This is a genomic window from Micromonospora sp. NPDC005305 (assembly GCF_040607315.1).
Lineage (GTDB): Bacteria > Actinomycetota > Actinomycetes > Mycobacteriales > Micromonosporaceae > Micromonospora.
Genome location: NZ_JBEXGL010000005.1, coordinates 148,872 through 170,452, shown reverse-complemented (window position 1 = coordinate 170,452; position 21,581 = coordinate 148,872). Strand labels below are relative to the sequence as shown.

At 76.0% G+C, this 21,581-nt stretch carries 23 protein-coding genes; 18 read left to right on the top strand and 5 right to left on the bottom strand.

What is annotated here, in order from left to right; all coding sequences use genetic code 11:
- Positions 1-44: 44 nt before the first annotated feature.
- The 11 genes from ABZS80_RS11040 to ABZS80_RS10990 all read left to right on the top strand — a co-directional run bounded on the left by ABZS80_RS11040 (position 45) and on the right by ABZS80_RS10990 (position 12,924).
- Positions 45-3,239, top strand: coding sequence for a penicillin acylase family protein (locus tag ABZS80_RS11040; RefSeq protein WP_355055563.1), 3,195 nt, complete (start codon positions 45-47; stop codon positions 3,237-3,239).
- 62 nt (positions 3,240-3,301) lie between these two features.
- Positions 3,302-4,048 (top strand): ABC transporter permease, encoded by a 747-nt coding sequence (locus tag ABZS80_RS11035; protein WP_355055562.1) that lies wholly within the window; start codon positions 3,302-3,304, stop codon positions 4,046-4,048.
- A gap of 43 nt (positions 4,049-4,091) precedes the next feature.
- Complete coding sequence (locus tag ABZS80_RS11030; RefSeq protein ID WP_355055561.1) at positions 4,092-6,242, top strand: glycogen debranching N-terminal domain-containing protein; 2,151 nt, start codon at positions 4,092-4,094, stop codon at positions 6,240-6,242.
- Positions 6,243-6,296: 54 nt separating this feature from the next.
- The gene (locus ABZS80_RS11025; protein ID WP_355055560.1) at positions 6,297-6,791 is read left to right on the top strand and encodes a DUF2231 domain-containing protein; all 495 of its coding nucleotides are present in this window, start codon (positions 6,297-6,299) and stop codon (positions 6,789-6,791) included.
- Between the two features lie 99 nt (positions 6,792-6,890).
- Positions 6,891-7,808, top strand: coding sequence for an NADP-dependent oxidoreductase (locus ABZS80_RS11020; RefSeq protein WP_355055559.1), 918 nt, complete (start codon positions 6,891-6,893; stop codon positions 7,806-7,808).
- Between the two features lie 38 nt (positions 7,809-7,846).
- On the top strand, positions 7,847-9,034 hold the full coding sequence (gene dinB, locus ABZS80_RS11015) for a DNA polymerase IV (RefSeq protein ID WP_355055558.1): 1,188 nt from the start codon (positions 7,847-7,849) through the stop codon (positions 9,032-9,034).
- 15 nt (positions 9,035-9,049) lie between these two features.
- On the top strand, positions 9,050-9,451 hold the full coding sequence (locus ABZS80_RS11010; protein WP_355055557.1) for a VOC family protein: 402 nt from the start codon (positions 9,050-9,052) through the stop codon (positions 9,449-9,451).
- A 166-nt stretch (positions 9,452-9,617) separates the two neighbouring features.
- Positions 9,618-10,550, top strand: coding sequence for a hypothetical protein (locus tag ABZS80_RS11005; RefSeq protein ID WP_355055556.1), 933 nt, complete (start codon positions 9,618-9,620; stop codon positions 10,548-10,550).
- Entirely contained in the window at positions 10,547-11,029 is a 483-nt protein-coding gene (locus ABZS80_RS11000; RefSeq protein ID WP_355055555.1) for an ABA4-like family protein, read from the top strand. Before ABZS80_RS11005 ends, ABZS80_RS11000 begins: the two co-directional genes overlap by 4 nt.
- A gap of 9 nt (positions 11,030-11,038) precedes the next feature.
- Entirely contained in the window at positions 11,039-12,301 is a 1,263-nt protein-coding gene (locus ABZS80_RS10995) for a histidine kinase (protein ID WP_355055554.1), read from the top strand.
- Entirely contained in the window at positions 12,298-12,924 is a 627-nt protein-coding gene (locus tag ABZS80_RS10990) for a response regulator transcription factor (RefSeq protein WP_355055553.1), read from the top strand. Before ABZS80_RS10995 ends, ABZS80_RS10990 begins: the two co-directional genes overlap by 4 nt.
- 13 nt (positions 12,925-12,937) lie before the next feature.
- Here ABZS80_RS10990 and ABZS80_RS10985 read toward each other — a convergent pair whose 3' ends face one another.
- From ABZS80_RS10985 to ABZS80_RS10970, 4 genes are all read right to left on the bottom strand, one after another.
- Positions 12,938-13,651, bottom strand: coding sequence for an RraA family protein (locus tag ABZS80_RS10985; protein WP_355055552.1), 714 nt, complete (start codon positions 13,649-13,651; stop codon positions 12,938-12,940).
- 85 nt (positions 13,652-13,736) lie between these two features.
- Positions 13,737-14,222, bottom strand: a complete 486-nt coding sequence (locus ABZS80_RS10980) for a hypothetical protein (protein ID WP_355055551.1) — start codon at positions 14,220-14,222, stop codon at positions 13,737-13,739.
- A gap of 27 nt (positions 14,223-14,249) precedes the next feature.
- Positions 14,250-15,056 (bottom strand): FUSC family protein, encoded by an 807-nt coding sequence (locus ABZS80_RS10975; RefSeq protein WP_355055550.1) that lies wholly within the window; start codon positions 15,054-15,056, stop codon positions 14,250-14,252.
- Between the two features lie 61 nt (positions 15,057-15,117).
- Positions 15,118-15,870 carry a dienelactone hydrolase family protein gene (locus ABZS80_RS10970; RefSeq protein ID WP_355055549.1) on the bottom strand — a complete coding sequence of 251 codons (753 nt, stop codon included), beginning with the start codon at positions 15,868-15,870 and terminating at the stop codon, positions 15,118-15,120.
- A gap of 127 nt (positions 15,871-15,997) precedes the next feature.
- Here ABZS80_RS10970 and ABZS80_RS10965 point away from each other — a divergent pair, with 127 nt between their 5' ends.
- From ABZS80_RS10965 to ABZS80_RS10950, 4 genes are all read left to right on the top strand, one after another.
- On the top strand, positions 15,998-16,336 hold the full coding sequence (locus ABZS80_RS10965; protein ID WP_355055548.1) for a hypothetical protein: 339 nt from the start codon (positions 15,998-16,000) through the stop codon (positions 16,334-16,336).
- Positions 16,337-16,466: 130 nt separating this feature from the next.
- Positions 16,467-17,168, top strand: coding sequence for a L,D-transpeptidase family protein (locus tag ABZS80_RS10960; protein ID WP_355055547.1), 702 nt, complete (start codon positions 16,467-16,469; stop codon positions 17,166-17,168).
- Between the two features lie 97 nt (positions 17,169-17,265).
- Positions 17,266-17,664 carry a DUF2267 domain-containing protein gene (locus tag ABZS80_RS10955; RefSeq protein WP_355055546.1) on the top strand — a complete coding sequence of 133 codons (399 nt, stop codon included), beginning with the start codon at positions 17,266-17,268 and terminating at the stop codon, positions 17,662-17,664.
- Between the two features lie 16 nt (positions 17,665-17,680).
- Positions 17,681-17,950, top strand: a complete 270-nt coding sequence (locus ABZS80_RS10950; RefSeq protein WP_355055545.1) for a hypothetical protein — start codon at positions 17,681-17,683, stop codon at positions 17,948-17,950.
- Between the two features lie 4 nt (positions 17,951-17,954).
- On the opposite strand, the gene ABZS80_RS10945 is transcribed toward ABZS80_RS10950, so the two are convergent.
- Positions 17,955-18,884 (bottom strand): YegS/Rv2252/BmrU family lipid kinase, encoded by a 930-nt coding sequence (locus tag ABZS80_RS10945; RefSeq protein ID WP_355055544.1) that lies wholly within the window; start codon positions 18,882-18,884, stop codon positions 17,955-17,957.
- Between the two features lie 107 nt (positions 18,885-18,991).
- Here ABZS80_RS10945 and ABZS80_RS10940 point away from each other — a divergent pair, with 107 nt between their 5' ends.
- Genes ABZS80_RS10940 through ABZS80_RS10930 form a run of 3 tightly spaced genes read left to right on the top strand, consistent with a single transcriptional unit; the run spans position 18,992 to position 21,560 of the window.
- Positions 18,992-19,576 (top strand): hypothetical protein, encoded by a 585-nt coding sequence (locus tag ABZS80_RS10940; RefSeq protein ID WP_355055543.1) that lies wholly within the window; start codon positions 18,992-18,994, stop codon positions 19,574-19,576.
- A gap of 11 nt (positions 19,577-19,587) precedes the next feature.
- A complete protein-coding gene (locus ABZS80_RS10935) occupies positions 19,588-20,115 on the top strand; it encodes a hypothetical protein (protein ID WP_355055542.1) in 528 nt (175 codons plus the stop codon).
- Positions 20,112-21,560, top strand: a complete 1,449-nt coding sequence (locus ABZS80_RS10930) for a hypothetical protein (protein WP_355055541.1) — start codon at positions 20,112-20,114, stop codon at positions 21,558-21,560. Before ABZS80_RS10935 ends, ABZS80_RS10930 begins: the two co-directional genes overlap by 4 nt.
- Positions 21,561-21,581: the final 21 nt, after the last annotated feature.

The following is a 21,581-nucleotide window of genomic DNA, read 5'->3' as shown; positions in this document are numbered from 1 at the left end:
CGGGCGCAGCCCCGGCCCGACTCCGCACATCCGGAGGATCCGCCATGCCCCGTCCCACCACCCGTGCCCGGCTCGCGGCCCTGGCCGCGACCCTCACCGCTGCGGCGAGCGCCCTGACGGTCGTCCCACCGTCACCGGCGCTCGCCGCCACCACCTTCGCCCCCGACGACTACTGCCTCGGCCAGTGCGCCGACATCCTGCCGCCCGGCGAGAACGGCAACGCCACCCTCGCCGCGATCCTCGCCCACCAGGCGCTCGGCACCCGCCCCGCGCACTCCAGCGACCAGCTCGACGAGTACGCGAACCTGGTCTACGGCTACGCCGGGCTCACCGACGAGCAGATCGCCCAGTTCTACAACGACGCCTCGTTCGGCGTGCCCGACGCGCAGGTGGAGAGCACCGTGCGGCCCCGCGCGGACGTCACCATCGTGCGCGACAAGGCGACCGGCGTCCCGCACGTCACCGGCACCACCCGCTCGGGCACCATGTTCGGCGCCGGCTACGCCGGGGCCCAGGACCGGCTCTGGGTGATGGACCTGCTGCGGCACGCCGGCCGCGGCACGCTCACCTCCTTCGCCGGCGGCGCACCGGGCAACCGGGAGCTGGAGCAGAGCATCTGGGCCAACTCGCCCTACACCGAGGCGGACCTGCAGGCCCAGGTCGACGCGCTGCGCCAGAAGGGCGCCCGCGGCCAGCAGCTCTACGACGACGTCACCGACTACATCGCGGGCGTCAACGCCTACATCGACCGGTCCATCAGCGCCGACAACTACCCCGGCGAGTACGTGCTGGCCGGCGCCGGCAAACCGAAGCACTTCGCCATGACCGACCTGATCGCCACGGCCGGCGTCATCGGCGGCCTGTTCGGCGGGGGCGGCGGCTCGGAGATCCAGTCCGCCCTGGTCCGGGTGGCCGCCCGGGCGAAGTTCGGCGCCGCCGAGGGCGACCGGGTCTGGCAGGCGTTCCGGTCCCAGAACGACCCGGAGACCGTGCTCACCCTCCACGACGGGCAGAGCTTCCCGTACGGCGCCACCCCGGCCGGCGCGACCGGCGCCGTGCTCCCCGACGCCGGCAGCGTCGTCGCCGAGCCGCTCGCCTACGACCAGACCGGCGGGGCCGCAGCCGCCCGGGCCGGCGCCGGCAGCGCCAGCACCCAGGGGCTGCTCAGCGGCCTCGCCGGGCTGCGGTCGCGCGGCATGTCCAACGCCGTGGTGGTCTCCGGCCGGCACACCACCACCGGCAACCCGGTCGCCGTGTTCGGCCCGCAGACCGGCTACTTCGCGCCGCAACTGCTCATGCTCCAGGAACTTCAGGGGCCGGGGGTCAGCGCCCGCGGCGCCGCCTTCGCCGGGCTGAACCTGTACGTGCTGCTCGGCCGGGGCCAGGACTACGCGTGGAGCGCCACCTCCGCCAGCCAGGACCTCACCGACACGTACGCGGTGCCACTGTGCACCACCGACGGCAGCGCCCCGACGCTCGCGTCGACCCGCTACCTGTGGCACGGGCAGTGCGTGGCCATGGAGATCATCGAACACCGCAACTCCTGGTCGCCCACGCTGGCCGACTCCACCCCCGCCGGCTCCTACACCCTGCGCGCGCTGCGCACGAGGTACGGGCTGGTCGCCTACCGGGGGCTGGTGAACGGGCAGCCCACCGCCTTCACCAAGCTGCGCTCGACCTACCGGCACGAGGCCGACTCGGCGATCGGCTTCCAGGCGTACAACGACCCGGCCGCGATGGGCTCGGCGGCCGCGTTCCAGCAGTCCGCCGCGAACGTCGGCTACGCGTTCAACTGGTTCTACGTCAACTCGACCGAGGCGGCCTACTTCAACTCCGGATCCAACCCGGTCCGGCCGTCGACGGCCGACCCCAACCTGCCCACCCGCGCCGAGGCGGCTCATGAGTGGGTCGGCTGGAACGCGGACACCAACACCGCCACCTACACGCCGGCCGCCGCCCATCCGCAGTCGGTGAACCAGGACTACTACGTCAGCTGGAACAACAAGCAGGCCCGGGACTTCGGCGCCGCCGACGGCAACTTCAGCTTCGGGGCGGTGCACCGGGCCCAGCTCCTGGACGGACCGGTGCGCGCCGCGATCGCGCAGCGCAAGCTGGGCCGGGCCGACGTCGTGCGGATCATGGCCGACGCCGCGGTCACCGACCTGCGGGGCCAGCAGGTCCTCGGTGACCTGCTCCGGGTGCTCGGCAGCGCGCCGGTCACCGACCCGGCGCTGGCCGACGCGGTGAGCAAGCTGCGGGCCTGGCAGCAGGCCGGCGCCCGCCGGGTGGAGACCGCCGCCGGCTCGAAGGTCTACCAGCACGCCGACGCCATCCGGATCTTCGACGCCTGGTGGCCGCTGCTGGCCGCCGCGGAGTTCCGGCCCGGCCTCGGCCCCGACCTCTACGCCGCGCTGGTCGACGCCATCGAGGTCAACGAGGCGCCGTCGGGCGGCCAGAACGGCGGCCGCGACGGCAGCGCCGTGTGGGCGCTGCAAGGGCAGCCGCACAAGGGCTCCTCCTTCCAGTACGGCTGGTGGGGTTACGTCGACAAGGACATCCGCACCGTGCTCGGGGACCCGGTGGCCGGCGGGCTGGGCCGGCCGTACTGCGGCAACGGCAACCTCGGGGCCTGCCGGCAGAGCCTGCTCGACACCCTCGCGCAGGCCGCCGCCGTGCCGGCCGCCACGGTCTACCCGGGCGACAAGTCGTGCGGGGCGGGCGACCAGTGGTGCGCCGACGCCATCGCGCAGTCCGGACTCGGCGGCATCACCCACCCGGTGATCGCCTGGCAGAACCGCCCCACCTACCAGCAGGTCGTCTCGTTCCCGGCGCGCCGCGGCGACGACGTCACCAACCTGGCCCAGGGGCGCGCCGCGACCGCGTCGAGCACCCAGTTCCTCACCAGCCACACCCCGGACAAGGCGGTCGACGGCAGCCTGGGCAGCCGCTGGGCCAGCAGCTACACCGACAACCAGTGGATCCGGGTCGACCTGGGCTCGGCCCGCACCGTGGGCCGGGTGGTGCTGCGCTGGGAGGCGGCCTACGGCAGCGCGTACCGGATCGAGGTGTCCGCGGACGGCGGCACCTGGCAGCCGGTGTTCAGCACCACCGCCGGCAACGGCGGGACGGACAACGTGACCCTCGCCCCGGTCACCGCCCGCTACGTGCGGGTGTACGGGGTCAAGCGGGCCACCTCGTACGGCTTCTCCCTCTACGAGTTCGAGGTCTACGGCCGGTGACACCGGGCGGCCGGCCGGCGGGACGCGCACCCGCCGGCCGGCCACCGGCATACGATCATGGGATGAGCGGCGGCACCGTACCGATCGGCCCGGCTCTGGTCGTCGCGCTCACCGCGCTCACCCTGGCCGGCGCCGCCGTGCTGCGGCTCACCGGGCTCGGCCGGGCCCGGACCGTGCTCACCGCGGCGGCCCGGGCCACCGTCCAGCTCGGCGCCGTCTCGGTGGTCATCGTCGCGGTGCTCCGCGCCTGGTGGAGCACTGCCGCGTTCGTGCTGCTCATGTACGTCGTCGCGGCCTTCACCGCACGACGGCGGATCGGCGCCGACGGGCCGGCCCGGGTCGCGCCGCTGGCCATCGCGGCCGGGGTGGTGCCCAGCCTGGCCGTGCTCCTGGCGAGCCGGGCCCTGCCGGCGACCCCGCTGGTGGTGCTGCCCACCGCCGGCATCCTGATCGGCGGGGCCATGACCGCCACCAGCCTGGCGGGCCGGCGCACGCTCGACGAGCTGCGCACCCGGCACGGCGAGTACGAGGCCGGCCTGGCCCTGGGGCTTCTCCCCCGCGACGCCGCGCTGGAGATCTGCCGCCCGGCCGCCGGGCAGGCCCTCGTCCCGGCGCTCGACCAGACCCGCACGGTCGGGCTGGTCACCCTGCCCGGCGCGTTCGTCGGGGTGCTGCTCGGCGGCGCCGGGCCGGTCCGCGCCGGAGCCACCCAGCTGCTCATCCTGCTCACCCTGCTGGCCGTGGAGGCGGTGGCCATCGCGGTGGCCGTCGAGCTGCTGGTCCGCGACCGCGCCCGCACCGCGCCCTGACCCGAAGGGCGTAGCGGGGGCGCGAACGGGTAACGGCGGTCGGATGACCTGGGTCCGCAACCTGCGCGTCCGGCCCGACCTGCTCTACGTGGCGAGCGGGTGGAGCACCCTGGTCACCGACGTCCGCGGCCGGATCGCCGGGGCGGACCCGCAGGGCTTCTTCGCCCGCAACACCCGCGTGCTCAGCCGGGAGCGGATCACCGTGGACGGCCGGGAGCCGGTGCCGTTCGCCACCGCCAACGTGCGGGGGCACGCCCAGCTCTCCTACGCCGAGCTGGGCGACGGGGAGGTGCTGCCGTCGCGGGCCGCGTACCTGACCGTCGAGCGGTTCGTCGGCCCCGGGCTGCGCAGCCGGTTCACCGTGGTCAGCTACGCCGCCCGGCCGCTGCGGTTCCGGCTCGGGGTGACGGTCGAGGCGGACTTCGCCGACACCAGCGAGGCCGAGGCGGGCCGCCGGCTCCAGGTAGCCGAGGTGGCGGCCGGGTGGGACCCGGACCCGGCCGAGCTGCTCCTCACCTACCGGCACGAGGGCCTGGACCGGGCGGTGGCGGTCCGGCTGCGCGCCGACGCCCCGGTGGCGTACGCCGACGGCGGGTTCACCGTCGAGCTGGCCGTGCCGGCGGGCGGCAGCGCCGGCGCCGACCTGCTCGTCGAGCCGGTCTTCGACGGGACCCGGCTGCCCGCGCCCCCGGCCACCTTCACCGAGCCTGACGACCCGGCCGCCCGCGCCCGGGCGCGGCTGGACGCCGAGCTGGCCCGGCTGTCCAGCAGCAACTTCGACGTCACCGCGGCCTGGCGGTGCGCCGTGCGCGACCTGGCCGTGCTGCCGCTCGGCGAGCCGGCCGGCCCGACGGCGCCGATCGCCGGTCTCCCCATCTACCAGGAGATCTTCGGCCGGGACACGATGACCGCCTCCTGGCAGGCGCTGCTGGCCGGCCCCACCATGCTGGCCGACAGCCTCCGGCTCAACGCCGCGCACCTGGGCCGGCGGCTGGACGACTGGCGGGACGAGGAACCCGGCAAGCCGCTGCACGAGGCCCGGCAGGGGCCGGTCTCCCTGCTCGGGCTGAACCCCTTCACCGGCTACTACGGCGACTGGTCCACGGCGCCGGACTTCCTGGTGTTCCTCGGCCAGTACCTGGCCTGGACCGGCGACCTGGACACGGTGCGGGAGCTGCTGCCCACGGCGGGCCGGGCGCTGGAGTGGATCGACCGGTACGGCGACCCGGACGGCGACGGCTTCCTCGACTACCACTGCCGCTCCCCCGGCGGGCTGAAGAACCAGGGCTGGAAGGACTCCGATACGGCGATCGTCGACGAGCGGGGCGAGGTGGTGCCGAACCCCATTGCCAGCAGCGAGCTGCAGGGCTACTGGTACGCCGCCCTCCGGCACGCCGCCGTCGTGTTCACCGTCACCGGGCACCCGGCCCGGGGCGCCGCCCTGCTGGCCCGGGCCCGGGCGCTGCGCCGGCGGTTCCACCGGGCGTACTGGCTGCCCGACCGGGGCTGCTACGCGATGGCGCTGGCGCCGGACAAGGGGCCGGTCCGCTCGACCAACTCCAACGACGGTCACCTGCTCGCCACGGGCATCGTGCCCACCCGGGTCGCGGAGCGGGTGGCCGACCGGCTGCTGGCCCCGGACATGTTCAGCGGCTGGGGGGTGCGGACCCTGTCGGCGGAGCACCCGGCCTACAACCCGTTCAGCTACCACCGGGGCAGCGTCTGGCCGGTGGAGGCGGGCACCATCGGTGTGGGGCTGGCCCGGTACGGCTGCTGGCCGCACCTGCACCGGCTGGCCGAGGGCATGTTCGGCGCCGCGGCGCTCTTCGCCGAGCACCGGCTGCCGGAGGTGCTCAGCGGCCTGCCCCGGGACGCGGCCCACCCGCACCCGGGCGTCTACCCGAACTCGTGCTCCCCGCAGGCCTGGTCGGCCAGTGCCGTGGTCGCCCTGGTCCAGGCCCTGCTGGCGCTGCGCCCGGCCGCGCCGCTGCGCGCGGTCCTCGTCGACCCGCACCTGCCCGAGTGGCTGCCCGACCTGCGGCTGGAGGGCGTACGGGTGGGCGGCGCGACGGTCGACCTGACGGTGCGGCGGCGGCGCGGCGGGCGTACCTCGGTGCGGGTGCGGGGCGACCGGCTCGCCGTGATCCGCCGCCCGCCCCGGCAGGCGATCACCCTCGCCCGGCGGGAGGTGTAGTCCGCGCCGGGCGGGGAAACCGGGCGCGCCTGGGGGCGAGAAGGAAGGACCGGCATGGAGAGTCGCGCGAAGTCGATGGGGCATGCAATCCACCCCATCCTGATCGTGTTTCCGCTCGGACTGCTCGCCACCTCGGTGATCTTCGACATCCTGTACCTGATCACCGACCGGACGGGCTTCCAGGTCTCCGCCGCGTACACCATCGCCGCCGGCGTGATCGGCGGCCTGGTCGCGGCGGTGTTCGGCCTGATCGACTGGCGGGCCATCCCGGCCGGCACCCGCGCCAAGCGGGTCGGCGCGACGCACGGCCTCGGCAACGTGGTCGTGCTGGTGCTGTTCGCGGTGAGCTGGCTGCTGCGCCGGGGCGCGGAGAACTGGGAACCGAACGCCGGTGCGCTGGTCTGCAGCTTCGCCGGCATCGTGCTGGCCGGGTTCACCGGCTGGCTGGGCGGCGAACTGGTCGAGCGGCTGGGGATGAGCGTGAGTGACGAGGCCGGCGTGAACGCGCCGAGTTCGCTGTCCCGCCGGCCCCGCGCCCGCGGCGCCTGACCCGCCGCGCGGGCCGGGTGTAGCCGCCGTCGCGCCGGGGAACCCGCCCCGGCCGGGCGGCCGACGGGCGCCGCCGGGCGCCGGAGGAGGGGCGAGCGGATGCAGGCGATCACTCTCGACCGGGACGGGGCGGCGCCGACCGCCCGGGACGACCTGGCGCGGCCCAGTCCCGGCCCGGACGAGGTGCTGGTGCGGGTGCGGGCGTCCTCGGTCAACGGCTTCGACCGCAAGGCGGCGGACGGGGCGCTGCGCGGGGCCATGGACTACCGGTACCCGGTGGTGCTCGGCAAGGACTTCGCCGGCGAGGTCGAGGCGATCGGGGGCACCAGCGACTTTCGGGTCGGCGACCCGGTGTTCGGGGTGCTCATGCGCCCCTACCTGGGCGACGGCACGTGGGCCGAGTACGTGACGGCCGGCGGTCCGGACGGAATCGCCCGCGTACCCGACGGCATCGAGCTCTCCACGGCGGGCGTGCTCGGGCTGGCCGGCGCCACCGCCCTCGACACGCTCGACGCGCTGGCCGTCCGGCCCGGCGACACCGTGCTGGTGGCCGGGGCGACCGGCGGCGTGGGCGCACTGGCCGTGCAGTACGCCCGGCTGGCCGGCGCCCGCGTCGTCGCCACGGCCCGCCCCGGGCCGGCCACCGACTTCGTCCGGGACCTGGGCGCCGCCGAGGTGGTCGACTACACCGGCGACCTGACCGGGCAGGTGCGTGCCCTCGCCCCGGACGGCGTCTCGGCGGTGGTGCATCTGGCCGGCGAGGGCGCGCCGCTGGCGGGGCTGCTCGCCGCGGACGGGCGGCTGGCCTCCACCGTCGGCTTCGGCCCCGACCAGCACCCGGCGGCCGTCTCGATCCTCGGCAACCCGGAGCGGAGGACGCTCGACCGGATCGCCGACGACGTGCTGGCCGGTCGCGTCCGGGTGCCGGTGGCGCGCCGCTACGAGCTGGACGAGGCGCCCCGGGCCCTGACGGAGTTCAGCGGCGCCCTGGGCAAACTGGCGATCAGCATGCCCTGACCGGCCCGCCGTTCGAACATCCGTGCGAATATGGTGCCGTGTCGAGCGAGGCCACCATCCTGCACGCCGACCTGGACGCGTTCTACGCCTCCGTCGAGCAGCGTGACGACCCCCGGCTGCGCGGCCGGCCGGTGATCGTCGGCGGCGGCGTGGTCCTCGCCGCCAGCTACGAGGCCAAGGCGCGCGGGGTGCGCAGCGCGATGGGCGGCCGGCAGGCCCGGCGGCTCTGCCCCGACGCCGTCGTGGTGCCGCCCCGGATGGCGGCCTACACGGCGGCCAGCCGGGCGGTGTTCGAGGTCTTCCGGCGCACCACCCCGCTGGTCGAGGGGCTCAGCATCGACGAGGCGTTCCTCGACGTGGGCGGGCTGCGCCGGCTGGTCGGCCCGCCCGCCGGGATCGCCGCCGAGCTGCGCCGGGAGGTACGCCGGGAGGTCGGCCTGCCGATCACCGTCGGAGTGGCCCGCACCAAGTTCCTCGCCAAGGTGGCCAGCGGGGTGGCCAAGCCGGACGGGCTGCTGGTCGTCGCCCCCGAGGGCGAGCTGGCCTTCCTGCACCCGCTGCCGGTGGAGCGGCTCTGGGGCGTCGGCCCGGTCACCGCCGCGAAGCTGCGCGAGCGGGGCCTGCGCACCGTCGGGCAGGTGGCCCGCCTCGACGAGGCGACCCTGGTGTCGCTGCTCGGCGCGGGCGCCGGCCGGCACCTGCACGCCCTCGCCCACAACCGCGACCCGCGCGCCGTGCAGGTCGGCCGACGGCGCTCCTCGATGGGCGCGCAGCACGCGCTGGGCCGGGAGCCGCACTCCCCCGCCGAACTGGACGCCGTGCTGGCCGGGCTGGTCGACCGGGTCACCGGCCGGCTGCGGGCGGCCCGCCGCACCGGCCGCACGGTCACCCTGCGGCTGCGGTTCGCCGACTACACCCGGGCCACCCGCGCGCACACGCTGGACAAGCCGACCGCGCAGACCGGGCCGCTGCGGGCCACCGCCCGGTCGCTGCTCCGGGCCGCGCTGCCGGAGATCGAGACCCGGGGCGTCACCCTCATCGGCGTCGCCGTCGGCAACCTGGACGACGGGCACGTGCAGCTCACCCTGCCGTTCACCCGCGACCCGGGGCCGGCGCTGGACGCCGCCGTCGACGCGGTGCGGGACCGGTTCGGGTCCCGCGCGCTGACCCGCGGGGTGCTGCTCGGCCGCGAGCCCGGTTTCGAGATGCCCATGCTGCCCGACTGACGGTACGGTCCACCGATGTCCATGTTCCGCACCCCGCAGGTGATCCTGTTCAGCGAGGACGTGCCCCGGGCCGCCGCCTTCTACGCCGGGCTGGGCTTCACCGAGACCTTCCGGGTGCCCGCCGAGGGCACCCCGATCCACGTCGACCTGATGCTGGACGGCTACCGGATCGGCATCGCCTCGGTGGCGTCCACCCGCGACGACCACGGGCTCGACCCGGTGCCGAGCGGGCAGCGGGCCGCCGTGATCCTCTGGACCGACGACACCGCGGCCGCGTACGCGACGCTGACCGCCGCGGGCGCGCCGGCGCTCGCCGCCCCGCACGTCTGGCTGGACCGGCTGCTCATCGCCTGGACGGCCGACCCGGACGGCAACCCGGTCCAACTCGTCCAGCACCTGCCCGCCGACGCCACGTGAGCGCGCGGAGGGCCGACACCTTCGCCGTCCGCAACGCCGACGGACAGGTGCGCCTGTTCGCGCGCCGCCTCCTCCCTCGGTAGGAGGCGGCGCCTCCGACCTGTGGCCGGCATCGGGGCCTCCGGTCGGGCGCGACCGGATCGCCGGCCCACGAGCATCTACAGGCATGACTACCGTGCTGAACCGGGCGGCCCGCTGGCACCGCCCCCTCATGCTCTTCGTCGCGGCGATGGCGGGGCTCACCGTCGTCGCGGCCGTCGGCGTCCTGGCCGACCCGCGGGTGCTCACCGGCGCGCCGATCTGGCTCAAGCCGCTGAAGTTCGCCGTCTCGTTCGTGCTCTACGGCGCCACCCTCGCCTGGATGCTCACCCTGCTGCCGCGCCGCAGCCGGCTCGCCGAGTGGGCGGCCACCCTCATCGTCGCGATGGCTGTGGTGGAGATGGCGATCATCGTCACGCAGGTGCTGCGCGGCACCACCAGCCACTTCAACGGCACCTCCCCGCTGAACGGGGCGCTGTTCTCGGCCATGGGCGCGGCGATCATGGTGCTCTTCGTCGCCCAGTTGGTGATCGGGATCGTGGCGCTGATCGGACGCGCGGCGGACCGGGTCGCCGGCTACGCCGTCCGGCTGGGCCTCGGCCTGTCCCTGCTCGGCATGCTGGTCGCCGTCCCGATGGTGACCCGCACGCCCGATTCCACGGCCGAGGAGATCAGCGGGGCGCACAGCGTCGGCGTGGCCGACGGCGGGCCTGGGCTGCCGCTGGTCGGCTGGAGCACCACCGGCGGTGACCTGCGGATCGGGCACTTCGTCGGGCTGCACGCCCTCCAGGCGCTGCCGCTGCTGGCCCTGCTGCTCAACCGCTTCCTGGCCACCCGGCTGGACGAGCCGACCCGGGCCCGCCTGGTGCTCGTCGCCGGCGCGGCGTACGGCGCGGCCACGCTGCTGCTCACCTGGCAGGCGCTGCGCGGTCAGCCCCTGCTGCGCCCGGACGCGCTCACCCTGGCCGTCGCGGCGGCCCTGGTGGCCGTGACGGCGACCGCCGCCGGTGCGGTCCTGGTCCGCGGGCAGCGCCGCCCAGACGTGGTGGTGGCCGCGTGACCGGGACGCTGTTCACCCTGACGTTCGCGGTCGCCGCGCCGTTCTGGGCGCTGATGATCCTGGCCCCGCGCTGGTCGTGGACGGCCCGGATCGTCGGCTCGCCGCTGATCGTGCTTCCCGTCCTGCTGATCTACGCGATCCTGGTCCTCCCGGCACTCGGCCGGGTGCTGCCGGTGGTCACCGCACCGACCCTGGCCGGCGTCCGGGACCTGATGGGCACCGTGGACGGCGCGGCGGCGGCCTGGGCCCACATGATCGGGTTCGACCTGTTCGTCGGCCGCTGGATGTGGCGGGACGGCCGGGAGCGCGGCATGCCGGCGCTGCTCATGGCGCCGGTGCTGGTCCTGACCATCCTGCTCGGACCGCTCGGCCTGGCCGTCCACCTGGGACTGCGCGCCGGATGGCGCCGGCCGGCCGGGACCCCGCCTCCCGGCCGGGGCCGGCCGGCCGTCACCCCGGTCGCCGGCCGCACCGCCTAGGCTGGCGTCGTGGGCTGGGTGGGTCGCCTCTTCGACGCGAGGGACACCCTCGCGCGGATGCTGCTGCTGGACCTCAGCGGCCTCGGCTACCTGGTGTTCGGCGCGCAGGGACACCACGCGCCGACGACCACGCAGTGGGCGCTGGCGTTGGTCGCGTTCGCCGCCGCACTGCTGTTCCACCGCCGGCCGCTGGTGAACCTCGTGGCGCAGGCTGTGCTGCTGGCGGTCGCGTTCGCGCTGGTCGACGACACGACGATCAACCAGGTTGGCGCCAGCTGGGCGCTGCTGGAGCTGACCATGCGGGCCGAGCGGTCCCGCACCATCTGGCTGGCCGCCGGGCTGCTGGTCGCCGTCGACCTGACCGACTCGATCGGTGACCCGGTGCCTCGGCTGCTGTCCGGCGTCTTCGGGCTGACCGTCGAGGTCGGCATGCCGCTGCTGCTCGGCCTGGTCATCCGCACCACCCGGGAGCTGGCCCGGCAGGCCGAGGAGCGGGCCGCCGCCGAGCAACGGCGGCGGGAGTCGGAGAGCCGGGCCGCCCGCGCCGACGAGCGCAGCGCCATCGCCCGGGAACTGCACGACGTGGTGGCGCACCACGTCGCGTCGATGGTGCTGCGGGTGGGCGTGGCCCGGCACGTGCTGCCGGACCTGGACCCGCGGGTGGGCGAGGTGTTCGACGACGTGCACGGCACCGGGTCGGCGGCGTTGAACGACCTGCGCCGCCTGGTGGCGGTCCTGCGCGACCCCGACGGGGTACGCGACGCCGCGCTGACCGCGATCGAGCCGTCAGCGGTCCCGGCGGCGCTGGACGCGGCGGTGGACCGGGCCCGCCAGGCGGGCGTCACCGTGGAGGCCGACGTCGACCCGGCGGTCGGGGCACTGGACGCCGTGCGGGGCCAGGCGGTCCTGCGCCTGACCCAGGAGGCACTGACCAACGTGGCCAAACACGCCGGCACGGCCGCGCGGGCCCGGCTCACCGTGGCGGTGGTCGACGGAGCCGTCCACTGGGAGGTGTCCGACGACGGGCGGGGGCCGGCGCCCGCGGCGGCGCCGGCCGGCGGCGGCCACGGCCTCATCGGGATGCGGGAACGGGTCGAGGTGCTCGGCGGGCGGCTGGAAGCCGGCCCCACCGGCGCCGGCTGGCGGGTCCGCACCGTGCTGCCGGCCGGGGCACCCGCAGCGGAGGGGCCGCCCCGCTCCCCGGCCCGCCCCCCGGATCCGGCGGCGCCCCGCCCACGGCCCGCCGGGCCGCACGCGCCGGAGCCGGCGTGATCCGCGTCCTGCTGGTCGACGACCAGCACCTCATCCGCGCCGGCCTGCGCATGCTCTGCGACGCCCAGCCCGACCTGGAGGTGGTCGGCGAGGCCGACAACGGCCGCGAGGCGGTCACCCTCGCCGCGCGGCTGCTGCCCGACGTGGTGGTGATGGACCTGCGGATGCCCGGCGTCGACGGCATCACGGCGACCAGCCGGATCCTCGCCGAGCGCCCCGCCACCCGGGTGCTGGTGCTCACCACGTTCGGCGACGACGACCACCTCTATCCCGCGCTGACCGCCGGCGCCTGCGGCTTCCTGCTCAAGGACGCGCCCCCCGCCGACCTGCTCGACGGCGTGCGCCGGGCGGCGGCCGGGGACAGCCCGTTCAGCCCGGAGGTCCTGCGGCGGCTGGTCCAGCGGGCGGTGCACGCGCGCGCCGAGGCGCCCCGACCGGTGCACGGCCTGACCGCCCGCGAGCGGGACGTGCTGGACCTGGTGGCCGAGGGCCTGTCCAACACCGAGATCGCCGACCGGCTGCACATCGGCGTCACCACGGTCAAGACCCACATCACCAGCCTCATGACCAAGACGGACAGCCCCAACCGGGTGCGTCTGGCGCTGTGGACCCGCGGCGCCTGAGCGCCGGCCGCGCTCACTCCTCGATGGCGCCGCCCACGGCGCGCAGGTGCTCCCGGAAGGTCAGCGCCGGGTTCTCCACCCGGCCCGCCAGGTACGCCCCGAACCCGACCTGCGCGCGTAGCGGCTCACCGGCCCGGATCCGGTCGGCCTGCCGCCGCTCGGTGTCCCGGATGGACTCGGCCAGGTCGAACACCTCGCCGGCCCGGGCGGCCGGCACGAACAGCACCCCGTCCTCGTCGGCCAGGGCCACGTCGCCCGGGTCGACCGTCCACGGCCCGACCCGCGCCGACGCCAGCGCCTCGACCGGCCGCGGGTCCAGCCGCTGCGGCCCGGTGGGGGTGGCGCCCAGGCTGAACACCGGCAGCCCGACCGCCCGGATGTCGCCGGTGTCCCGGTGCAGGCCCCAGACCACCAGGCCGGAGAGGCCGGCGGCCTGCGCCTCCAGCACCACGAGGTCGCCGACGCACGCCTCGTCGGTGCGCCCGTCGTTGTCGACCACCAGGACGTCGCCGGGGGCCGCCCGGTCGATCGCCTCGAGGAAGATGTCGACGCTGCCGACGTGCCGGGCCGGCAGCACCCGGCCGGCCAGCCGGCCGCCGGCCAGCACGGGACGGACGCCGGCCGGGGCGCAGCGCACCGGGACGGCGGCCCGCAGGCAGGCGTCGGCCACGTGGGCGGTGGTCAGGGCGGCGAACCGCCGGGACAGCTCTGCGCGGTCGATGCTCATGGGCCGACGCTAGCCAGCGGGCGCGGCCGCGGGAGGGGCCAGTTCCCGGCCCGTGGCTCCGGTTCGCCGGCGGCCACCGGGAGGTTCAGCTCGGGCGGGGTGTGCGCGTCGGCGGGCGGAACGGGTCGGGGCGGGCCCGCCTGCGCCGGGCCATCCGGGTCCGCCGCCGCGCCCGCGGGGTGTGCGGAACCGCCCGGGACAGGTGTGCCCGCGGCGGAGGGCGCGTTTCCGCCTCGCCCGCGCCGGCCGCCGTGCGCACCATCCGGTTGGCGTCGTCCGGGCCGCACCCGGTGGCCCGCAGCAGCTCGCTGTCGGCCGTGCGCAGGTCGGTGACCACGCCGTCGCCGAAGGAGCGGACCCCCTGCGCCCAGGCCCGGCCGGCCAGCTCGGCGCTCTCCCGGACCAGCCGGCGGGTGCCGGTCAGGTCCTCGCCGTCCCGGCACTCGCGGCGCATCGTGCGGACGGCCTCGCCGAGGCGGGTCACGGCGTCGGCCAGGGTGGGCGGGATCGGCTCGCCGTACTGCAGGGCCGTGGCGGAGCGGCGGGCCACCGAGCGGGCGTACAGGATCACCCGCTCCAGGTGTTGCGCGGCGGCCGCCTACCGGTGGAACCGGGCGCGCCGGCGCCAGCGGACCGGCGCCAGGGTGACCACCTCCTCGGCCCCGCTGAGCGCGTCGTTGAGCCGCCCCACGTCGGCGTCGAGCCCCCGCATCCGCTCCAGCGAGCGGGTGGCCGCGTCGGCGTCCCGGGTGGTCAGCGCCCGGGCGACGGCGTCGAGTTCCGTGGTGAGCGCGGTGACGATCGGCTCGGTCGCCCGGTCCAGGACCCGCAGCGGGTTGACCGGCAGCAGCAGCGCCACCACGCCGAGGCCGACCACCCCGCCGACCAGCGCGTCGAAGATCCGGGGTAGCTCCAGGCCTGGTTCGACGGGGGCGAGGGTGGCGATCAGCACGGCCGTACCGCCGGCCTGGCCGACCAGGGCACCCCCGCGCCCGGCGACCAGCAGCGCGGTCGCGATGGCCAGGGTCACCACCAGGCCGGTCTGCCAGGACCCGGAGCCGAGCAGGTCGCGCAGCACGTCGCCGACCACGATGCCGAGCCCCACCCCGACCAGCAGCTCGAAGGTGCGCCGGGCCCGCTGGCCGATGGCGGTGGCAATGGTGCCGACGGCGGCGGCCGGTGCGAAGACGTGCGCGCCGGGCCCGAGCAGGCGCTGGGCGAGCAGCGCGGCGAGCGCCGCGGCCAGCCCGGCCTGGACGGCGATCACGACCGTCACCTCCAGCAGCCGCAGCCGCAGCCGGCCCGCCGCGCGGCCCTCGGCGCGGACGTGGGCCAGCTTCCGCCCGGCTCGCTCGGCGGCCTGGTCGAGAGGCGAGCGGACGGTGTCGGGGCGCTCGTCGGCCATGGCGGCGGTTACCCGGCGCGGCGCGGGCGAATCGTCCGGTTGCGGAGGGCAGGGGCTCCGATCAGCGCCGGAAGGTCCGGTCGAGCAGGTCGAACAGGGCGGCCCAGTGCCGCTCGGTGGCCGCCTCGTCGTACATCGGGGTGTCGGACTGGGTGTAGCCGTGGCGGGCCCCGGCGTAGACCTCCGAACGGTAGGTGACGCCGGCCGCGTCCAGGGCCTTCTCCAGGGTGGCGATCTGCTCGGCGGTCATCGACGGGTCCTGGTCGGCGTGGCCGAAGTACAGCTCGCCGGTCACCGCGCCGACACCCAGGTGCGGGCTGTCCGGGGCGTCGGTCACCACACGCCCGGCGTGGAAGGCGGCGACCGCGGCGATCCGGTCCGGGTGCGCCTCGGCGGCCCGCAGGGCGTTGGTGCCGCCCATGCAGTAGCCGGTGAGGGCCGCGGCGCCGGGCGCGACGCCGGGCTGCGCGGCGAGGAAGTCCAGGTAGGCGGAGGTGTCCCGGGCGATGACGTCCGGGGTCAACGCGCCGATCATCGGGGAGATCTTCTCGAACAGCTCGCCGCGCCGGTTCTCGTCGTGCAGGCCGGAGAGGTCGACCAGCGGGGCGCGGCCGAAGCGGTGGAACAGGTTCGGCACCAGCACGACGTACCCGCGCGCGGCGATCGTCCCGGCCATCTCGGCCATCCTCGGCCGGAGCCCGAACGCGTCCATGAAGACCAGCACCGCCGGGAAGGGTCCGTCCCCGTCGGGTCGGGCGAGAAGGGCGTCCGCCACCCCGTCGCCGGTCGGCACGTCCACAGTCGTCGTCTGCACTCTCCGGACCTCCCTGCGCTGCGCGTTCCGCGGTGCACGCTACCCCCGCCCCCGGGGCCCGGCACGGCGAGCCCTTCCGCCGGATGCGGCGGAAGGGCATCCTGGGTGGATGGGAGAGGTGCTACCGATGCCCGGTTTCGGGGACCTGTTCACCGACCTGCGCGGCGAGGACCGGACGCTGCGGGTCAGCTACCACGCGGACCGGGGCGCCGTGGTGCTGTCGCTGTGGAGCGGCACGGTGTGCCGCGGCTCGTTCCGGATGCCCGCCGCCGACGTGGACCGGCTGGTCGCGCTGCTCACCGCCGTTCGCGGCGCCGGCGACGGGAGCGACCCGGCCGGGCCGGGAACGGCCGCCGTCGAGGGCACGGCCCCGGTCCCGGAGCCGTCCGTCGAGCGCACGGGCGACATCTCGGGTACGGCCCGGCGCGTGGCCCTGCCGACCCAGCCGGCACCCCGGGTCGCCTGACCGGGCAGAAACCGGACGAACGCGCAGACTTTTCCTCTTCCGCGAACTACCTTCCGGGTAGGACTTTCGGAAGGGAGGGACGATGATTCCCGTCTCGTCACACACCAGGCGCCACCGCCATCCCGCCGCGTTGGGGACGGCCCTCCTGGTCGCCGCCGGCCTGGCCGGCGTGGCCGGTCCGGCCGCTGCCGCCCCGGCGGCCCCGGCCCACGCCTCGGCCGCCTCGGCCGCCCCCGCCCCGGCCGTCACGCTCGCCGCCGCCAGCCGGCCGATGCTGCGGCAGGGCTCCCGGGGCGCGGCGGTCACCACACTGCAGAAGCGGCTCACCGCGCTGCACTACGACGTGGGCGGGGTGGACGGCATCTTCGGGCCGTCCACGCACCACGCGGTCGTCGCCTTCCAGAAGCTCAACGGCCTGGTCCGCGACGGCATCGTCGGGCCGCGCACCTGGGCGGCGCTCGACCGTCCGGTCGTCCCGAAGCCGAAGTACACCCACCCCGGCTACTCGCTGGAGGCCAACCTCACCCGCCAGGTGGTCTACCTGGCCAGGAACGGGGTGGTGGTCCGCATCCTGGACGCCTCCAGCGGCAAGGCCAGCACCCCCACGCCGACCGGCAACTGGACGGTGCAGCGGCGCATCAACGGCTGGCGGCAGAGCGATCTCGGCCTGCTGTGGCGGCCGAACTACTTCTACCGGGGCTATGCGGTGCACGGCGCGACCTCCGTGCCCACCCACCCGGCCAGCCACGGCTGCGTCCGGGTGCCCGTCCCGGCGATGGACCGGCTCTGGGCCACCATCGGCGTCGGCACCCCGGTGCACGTCTACCGCTGACGGTCCATGGCGGCCCCGGCGCGCCGGGGCCGCCGGACCGTTTGCGGGGGCGGAGCGCGGGAAGACGGCTTCTCCCAGCCGAGAGGGAGGCGTCGAGGTGGACCAGGACGAGTTCATCGGCGCGGTGGCGAAGCGCTGCGGCATGTCGTCGGAGCAGGCCACGGCCGTCACGAGGGCCACGTTGACCACACTGGCGGAACGGATCGACGGCGGGGAGGCCAGGGACCTGGCCGACCGGCTCCCCGAGGCGCTGCGGGCGTACGCCTTCGGCGGCAGCGAGACCGGCGAACGGTTCGGGCTCGACATCTTCGTGGAGCGGGTCAGCGAGCGCGCCGACGTCGACGTCGACCGGGCGAAGGACGGGGTGACCGCCGTGTTCGACGTGCTCCGCGACGCCGTGGACCCGGCCGGCTACGCGCAGGCGGTCGCCCAGCTTCCCACCGAGTACGGCGAGGTGGCCGACCAGACCGCGCCGTTCGTGCAGCGCAGCCGGTGACGGGCGGGGTACCGCGATGAGCATCGGCGACGAGGATCCGCTGCGCCGGCCACCGGAGGCCGACGCACAGGAGCAGCGGCAGGACGAGACGGTGGTCGGCCCGCCGGACACGATCGCGGACGCGGTGCCGGAGGCGACCGAGGCGGACCTGGCCGAGCAGGGCGTGCTGACGCCGCCGAGCGACGACACCGGCCTGCCCGACGCGGTGCGCGCCGACGTGACGCCGGCCGACGCGGTGGAGCAGAACCAGGAGATCCCGACCCCGGACGAGGACCGCCGGGACTGAGCGCTCAGCGGTCCGGGCTGTCCGCCGCGGCCATGAGGCGCAGCGCGTTCGGGTCGAGGCCGATGCGCACCGGCGTCTGGCCGTAGGGCTCGCCGTCGACCTCGATCCGCGCCGGCCGGTCGGTCTCCAGCCAGAGCTGGCGGACCGCCAGGAACGGCTCGTCGCCGAGGGTGCGGCGGTGCCCGGCCGCCGCGTTGCGCGCCGTCTCGCGCAGCAGCCCGCGCCGGGTCGGCCCACCCACCGGGTACGCGACCAGCAGCCGGTCGTCGGCGTTGGCGTCCGCGGTGATCGGCCGGCCGGCGTGGAAGCCGCCGTTGGCCACGTACACCTGGTGGGTGTCGAAGCCGTGCTCCCGCCCCTCGGCGCGCACGGTGACCCGCAGCGGCCGGTGCCGGGCCAGCAGCCCCAGCGCGGTCAGCGGGTACGCGAGCCGGCCGACCACCCGCTTCAGCCGGGGCGGCGCGGTCAGCATGATGTCGGCCGACAGCCCGATCCCGACGTGGTTGGTGAACCGGGTGTCGCCGATGAGCCCCAGGTCGACGTCGATGACCTTGCCGCCGGTGAGCAGCCCGACGGCGGCGTCGAGGTCGAGCGGGACGCCGACGGTGCGGGCGAAGTTGTTGGTGGTGCCCAGCGGCAGGAGACCCAGCGCCATGTCGCGGTGGGCGAGCAGCCGGGCGGCCGCGCCGATGGTCCCGTCGCCGCCACCGGCGACCAGCAGGTCCGGCCCCAGGTCGGCGGCCTCGGCGAGCACCCGGTCCAGCTCACCGGGCCGGTCCACCGGGTACGTGCCGAGCAGGGTGAAGCCCGCCGCGCGCAGTCGGGAGTGGACGGTCTCGTAGAGCCGGCGCCCCCGGCGGGAGTGCGCGTTGACGACCAGCGCCGCCCGCCGCCGCTCCCGGATCGCCGCCCCCAGCTCCTGCTTGGTCCGCACGGTTCCCGACCCTATCCGCCGATCCGCCGCGCTGGCGGCAGCCGGCGGGTCACGACGTAGGGAAACACCCGATTACCGGCGGTCACCGTCGCCCTAGCGTCGACCCCATGGCACGTCACGCGCTTCCGCCGGCCCGTACCGGCACCCGATCCCGCACCGCCCGCGCCGCCCGGCTCGGGCTGCTGCCCCTGCTCCTGCTGGCCCTGCTCGGGCCGGCCGCCTGCGACGACGCGGGCGACACCCCGACGGCCGGACCGGCCGGCGTGGACGCCGGCGCCGGGGACGACACCACCGGCGGGGACGACGCCGCCGACCCGGCGGGCAGTGTCCGGCCGCCGTGCCCGTTCACCGCGGCCCAGGTGTCCGACCTGCTCGGACAGCCCATGCGGGACGAGGGCAACTGCCTGTTCGGCGACGGCAAGGGGGTGGCCAGCCTCACCGTCACCACGGCCTCCGCGACGGCCGGCCGGGCGACCTTCGACTACCAGCACGAGCAGGCCGGCAAGCGGTACGGGCGGGTGGTCGACCTGGACCGCGGCGACCAGTCGTACCTGGCCGCCAAGGACGTCACCGGTGAGGCGGTGCTGATCAGCGACAAGGGCGCGTACACGCTGACCCTGAGCAGCTTCGGCACCGACGTGGCCCGCTACGAGCAGACGCTGCGCCGCCTGCTCGACGCGATCCCGGCGTGAGGGGGCTTCCGGTGCGTACCCGTCTCCTGCCGGCGCTCGCCCTCGCGGCGGCCCTTCTCGCGCTGCCCGCCGGTTGCGGCGGCGTCGACGACCCGCCGGCAGCCGCCGGCCCGCCGGTCGCCGTGGCGCCGGCGGAGCCCACGCCCGAGGCGACCGGGGCGGCCCCGTCCGCCGCGCTGCCGGACGCCTGCGCCCTGGTGACCCGGGCCGACGCGCAGCGGCTGGCCGGGACGGCCGTGGACGCCGCGGTGCCGGTGCGGGAGTCCTGCACCTACACCGCCCCGGTGACCGGCCCGACCGCCCAGGTCGAGGTGTACGTGGGCGACGGCGCGAAGAAGTACCTCGACATCGAGCGCGAGCTGGGGCACGAGGCGCAGCCGCTGGCCGGGGTGGCCGACGAGGGGCACCTCACCGCGGAGGCGTTCTTCCTCCGGAAGGGCGAGGTCTGGGTGGCGGTGCGGCTCATGCGGCTCAACGACCCGCAGGAGAACCGCGAGCCGCTGCGGAGCCTGGCCCGCACCGTCGCCGGGCGGATGTGAGCCGGCCGGTGCCCGCCCGCCGGTTGCTCGCCGCCGCGGTCGCGGTGCTGCTCGCGCTGACCGGGTGCGGCAGCCTCCGGGCCGGCGGCGGCCCGGCCGGGCCGGGTGGCGAGGCGGAGCTGCGCTACGGGGCCGCGCCCGCGCCCGGCCCCGGGGTCACCCTGCAACCCGACGTGGTGATCGTGGGCGGGGGCGGCCGGTCGGTGCGTTCGGTCAGCGCCGACGGGCTCACCTGGCGGCTGGACGCCGCGGCCCGCAACGCCGACCGGCTCGCCCCCGGGAAGGTCATGTTCGTCACCGGGCGGGGCGTGGGCCGGGTGCTGGACGTGGCCGGGTCCGGCGGGGACCTGCTGGTGACCATCGGGCCGGTGGACATCACCGAGGTCGTCCGGGACGGCACCTTCGCGTCTCCCCACCTGGCCCTCGACGACCCGGTCGTCTACCCGGCCGGCGAGCCGTCGTGGGCCGAGGAGCCGCCGGCGCCGCGGCGCACCCTCGGCCGCAGCCGCCCGCTGCTGGCGCCGAGCGCCCCGGGCACGCAGCCGGCGCCGCAGCGCGGCGGCCGGGGCGCCGCGAAGGCGCACGGCTACCAGCTCTACACCACCTGCTGCACCGACGGCGTCGGCGCGCACTTCGCGTACGACGACGGGGGCGTGCGCCTGGTCGGGACCGTGACGCTCACCTTCACCCGGCCGGACGCCTCCTTCCACCTGGACATCGGCGGCGGCACGGTGACCCGCGCCGAACTGGAGATCAGCGGCGGGTTCGGGATCAAGGTGGACTTCGAGGGCGGCATCTCCGACGGGCGCAACCACCGCAAGGTGTTCCCCGTCCCGATCGACATCTCCTTCCCCATCGGACACGCGGCCGGCATCCCGCTCTCGTTCACGGTGAGCCAGACCCTGGAGGTGACCACCGCGTTCGGCGCGCGCAGCGGCACGGTGCGGGGCTCCGGCGAGTACGCGCTGGCCGGCAAGCTCGGCTTCGGCTGGGCGGACGGCCGCGTCGGCCCGCGGGTCAGCCAGTCGTTCCAGCGCCGCAGCAGCCTGCTCAACTCGCTCACCGGCGTCCCCGTCGGCGTCATGGGCCTGCTGATCCGTCACGGCGTCCGGTTCACGGTCGGCATCAGCGCCTTCCTGTTCACCGCCGGCGTCTACTTCGAGCTGACCACCTCGTACGGTGCCACGCTGGGTTCCGCCCTCGGCGCCGCGTACGCCCAGTGCCGTGGGGTCGGGATCGGGGTGCGGGCGACCTTCGGCGTCGGCTACCGCATCCTGGAACCGGTCGTCCAGGTGATCAACAAGGTCCTCAGCCTCCTCACGCCGTCCCGCGCGCCGGCGATCCCACCCGTCGCGGCGACCGCCGGGCCCAGCTGGAGCAGCGACGTCTACCGCAACGAGGAGGTGGTGCCGAGCGTCCCGATCTGCGGACACGCCCCGCGGTGAACCGCGCCGGCGCTGGGCCGG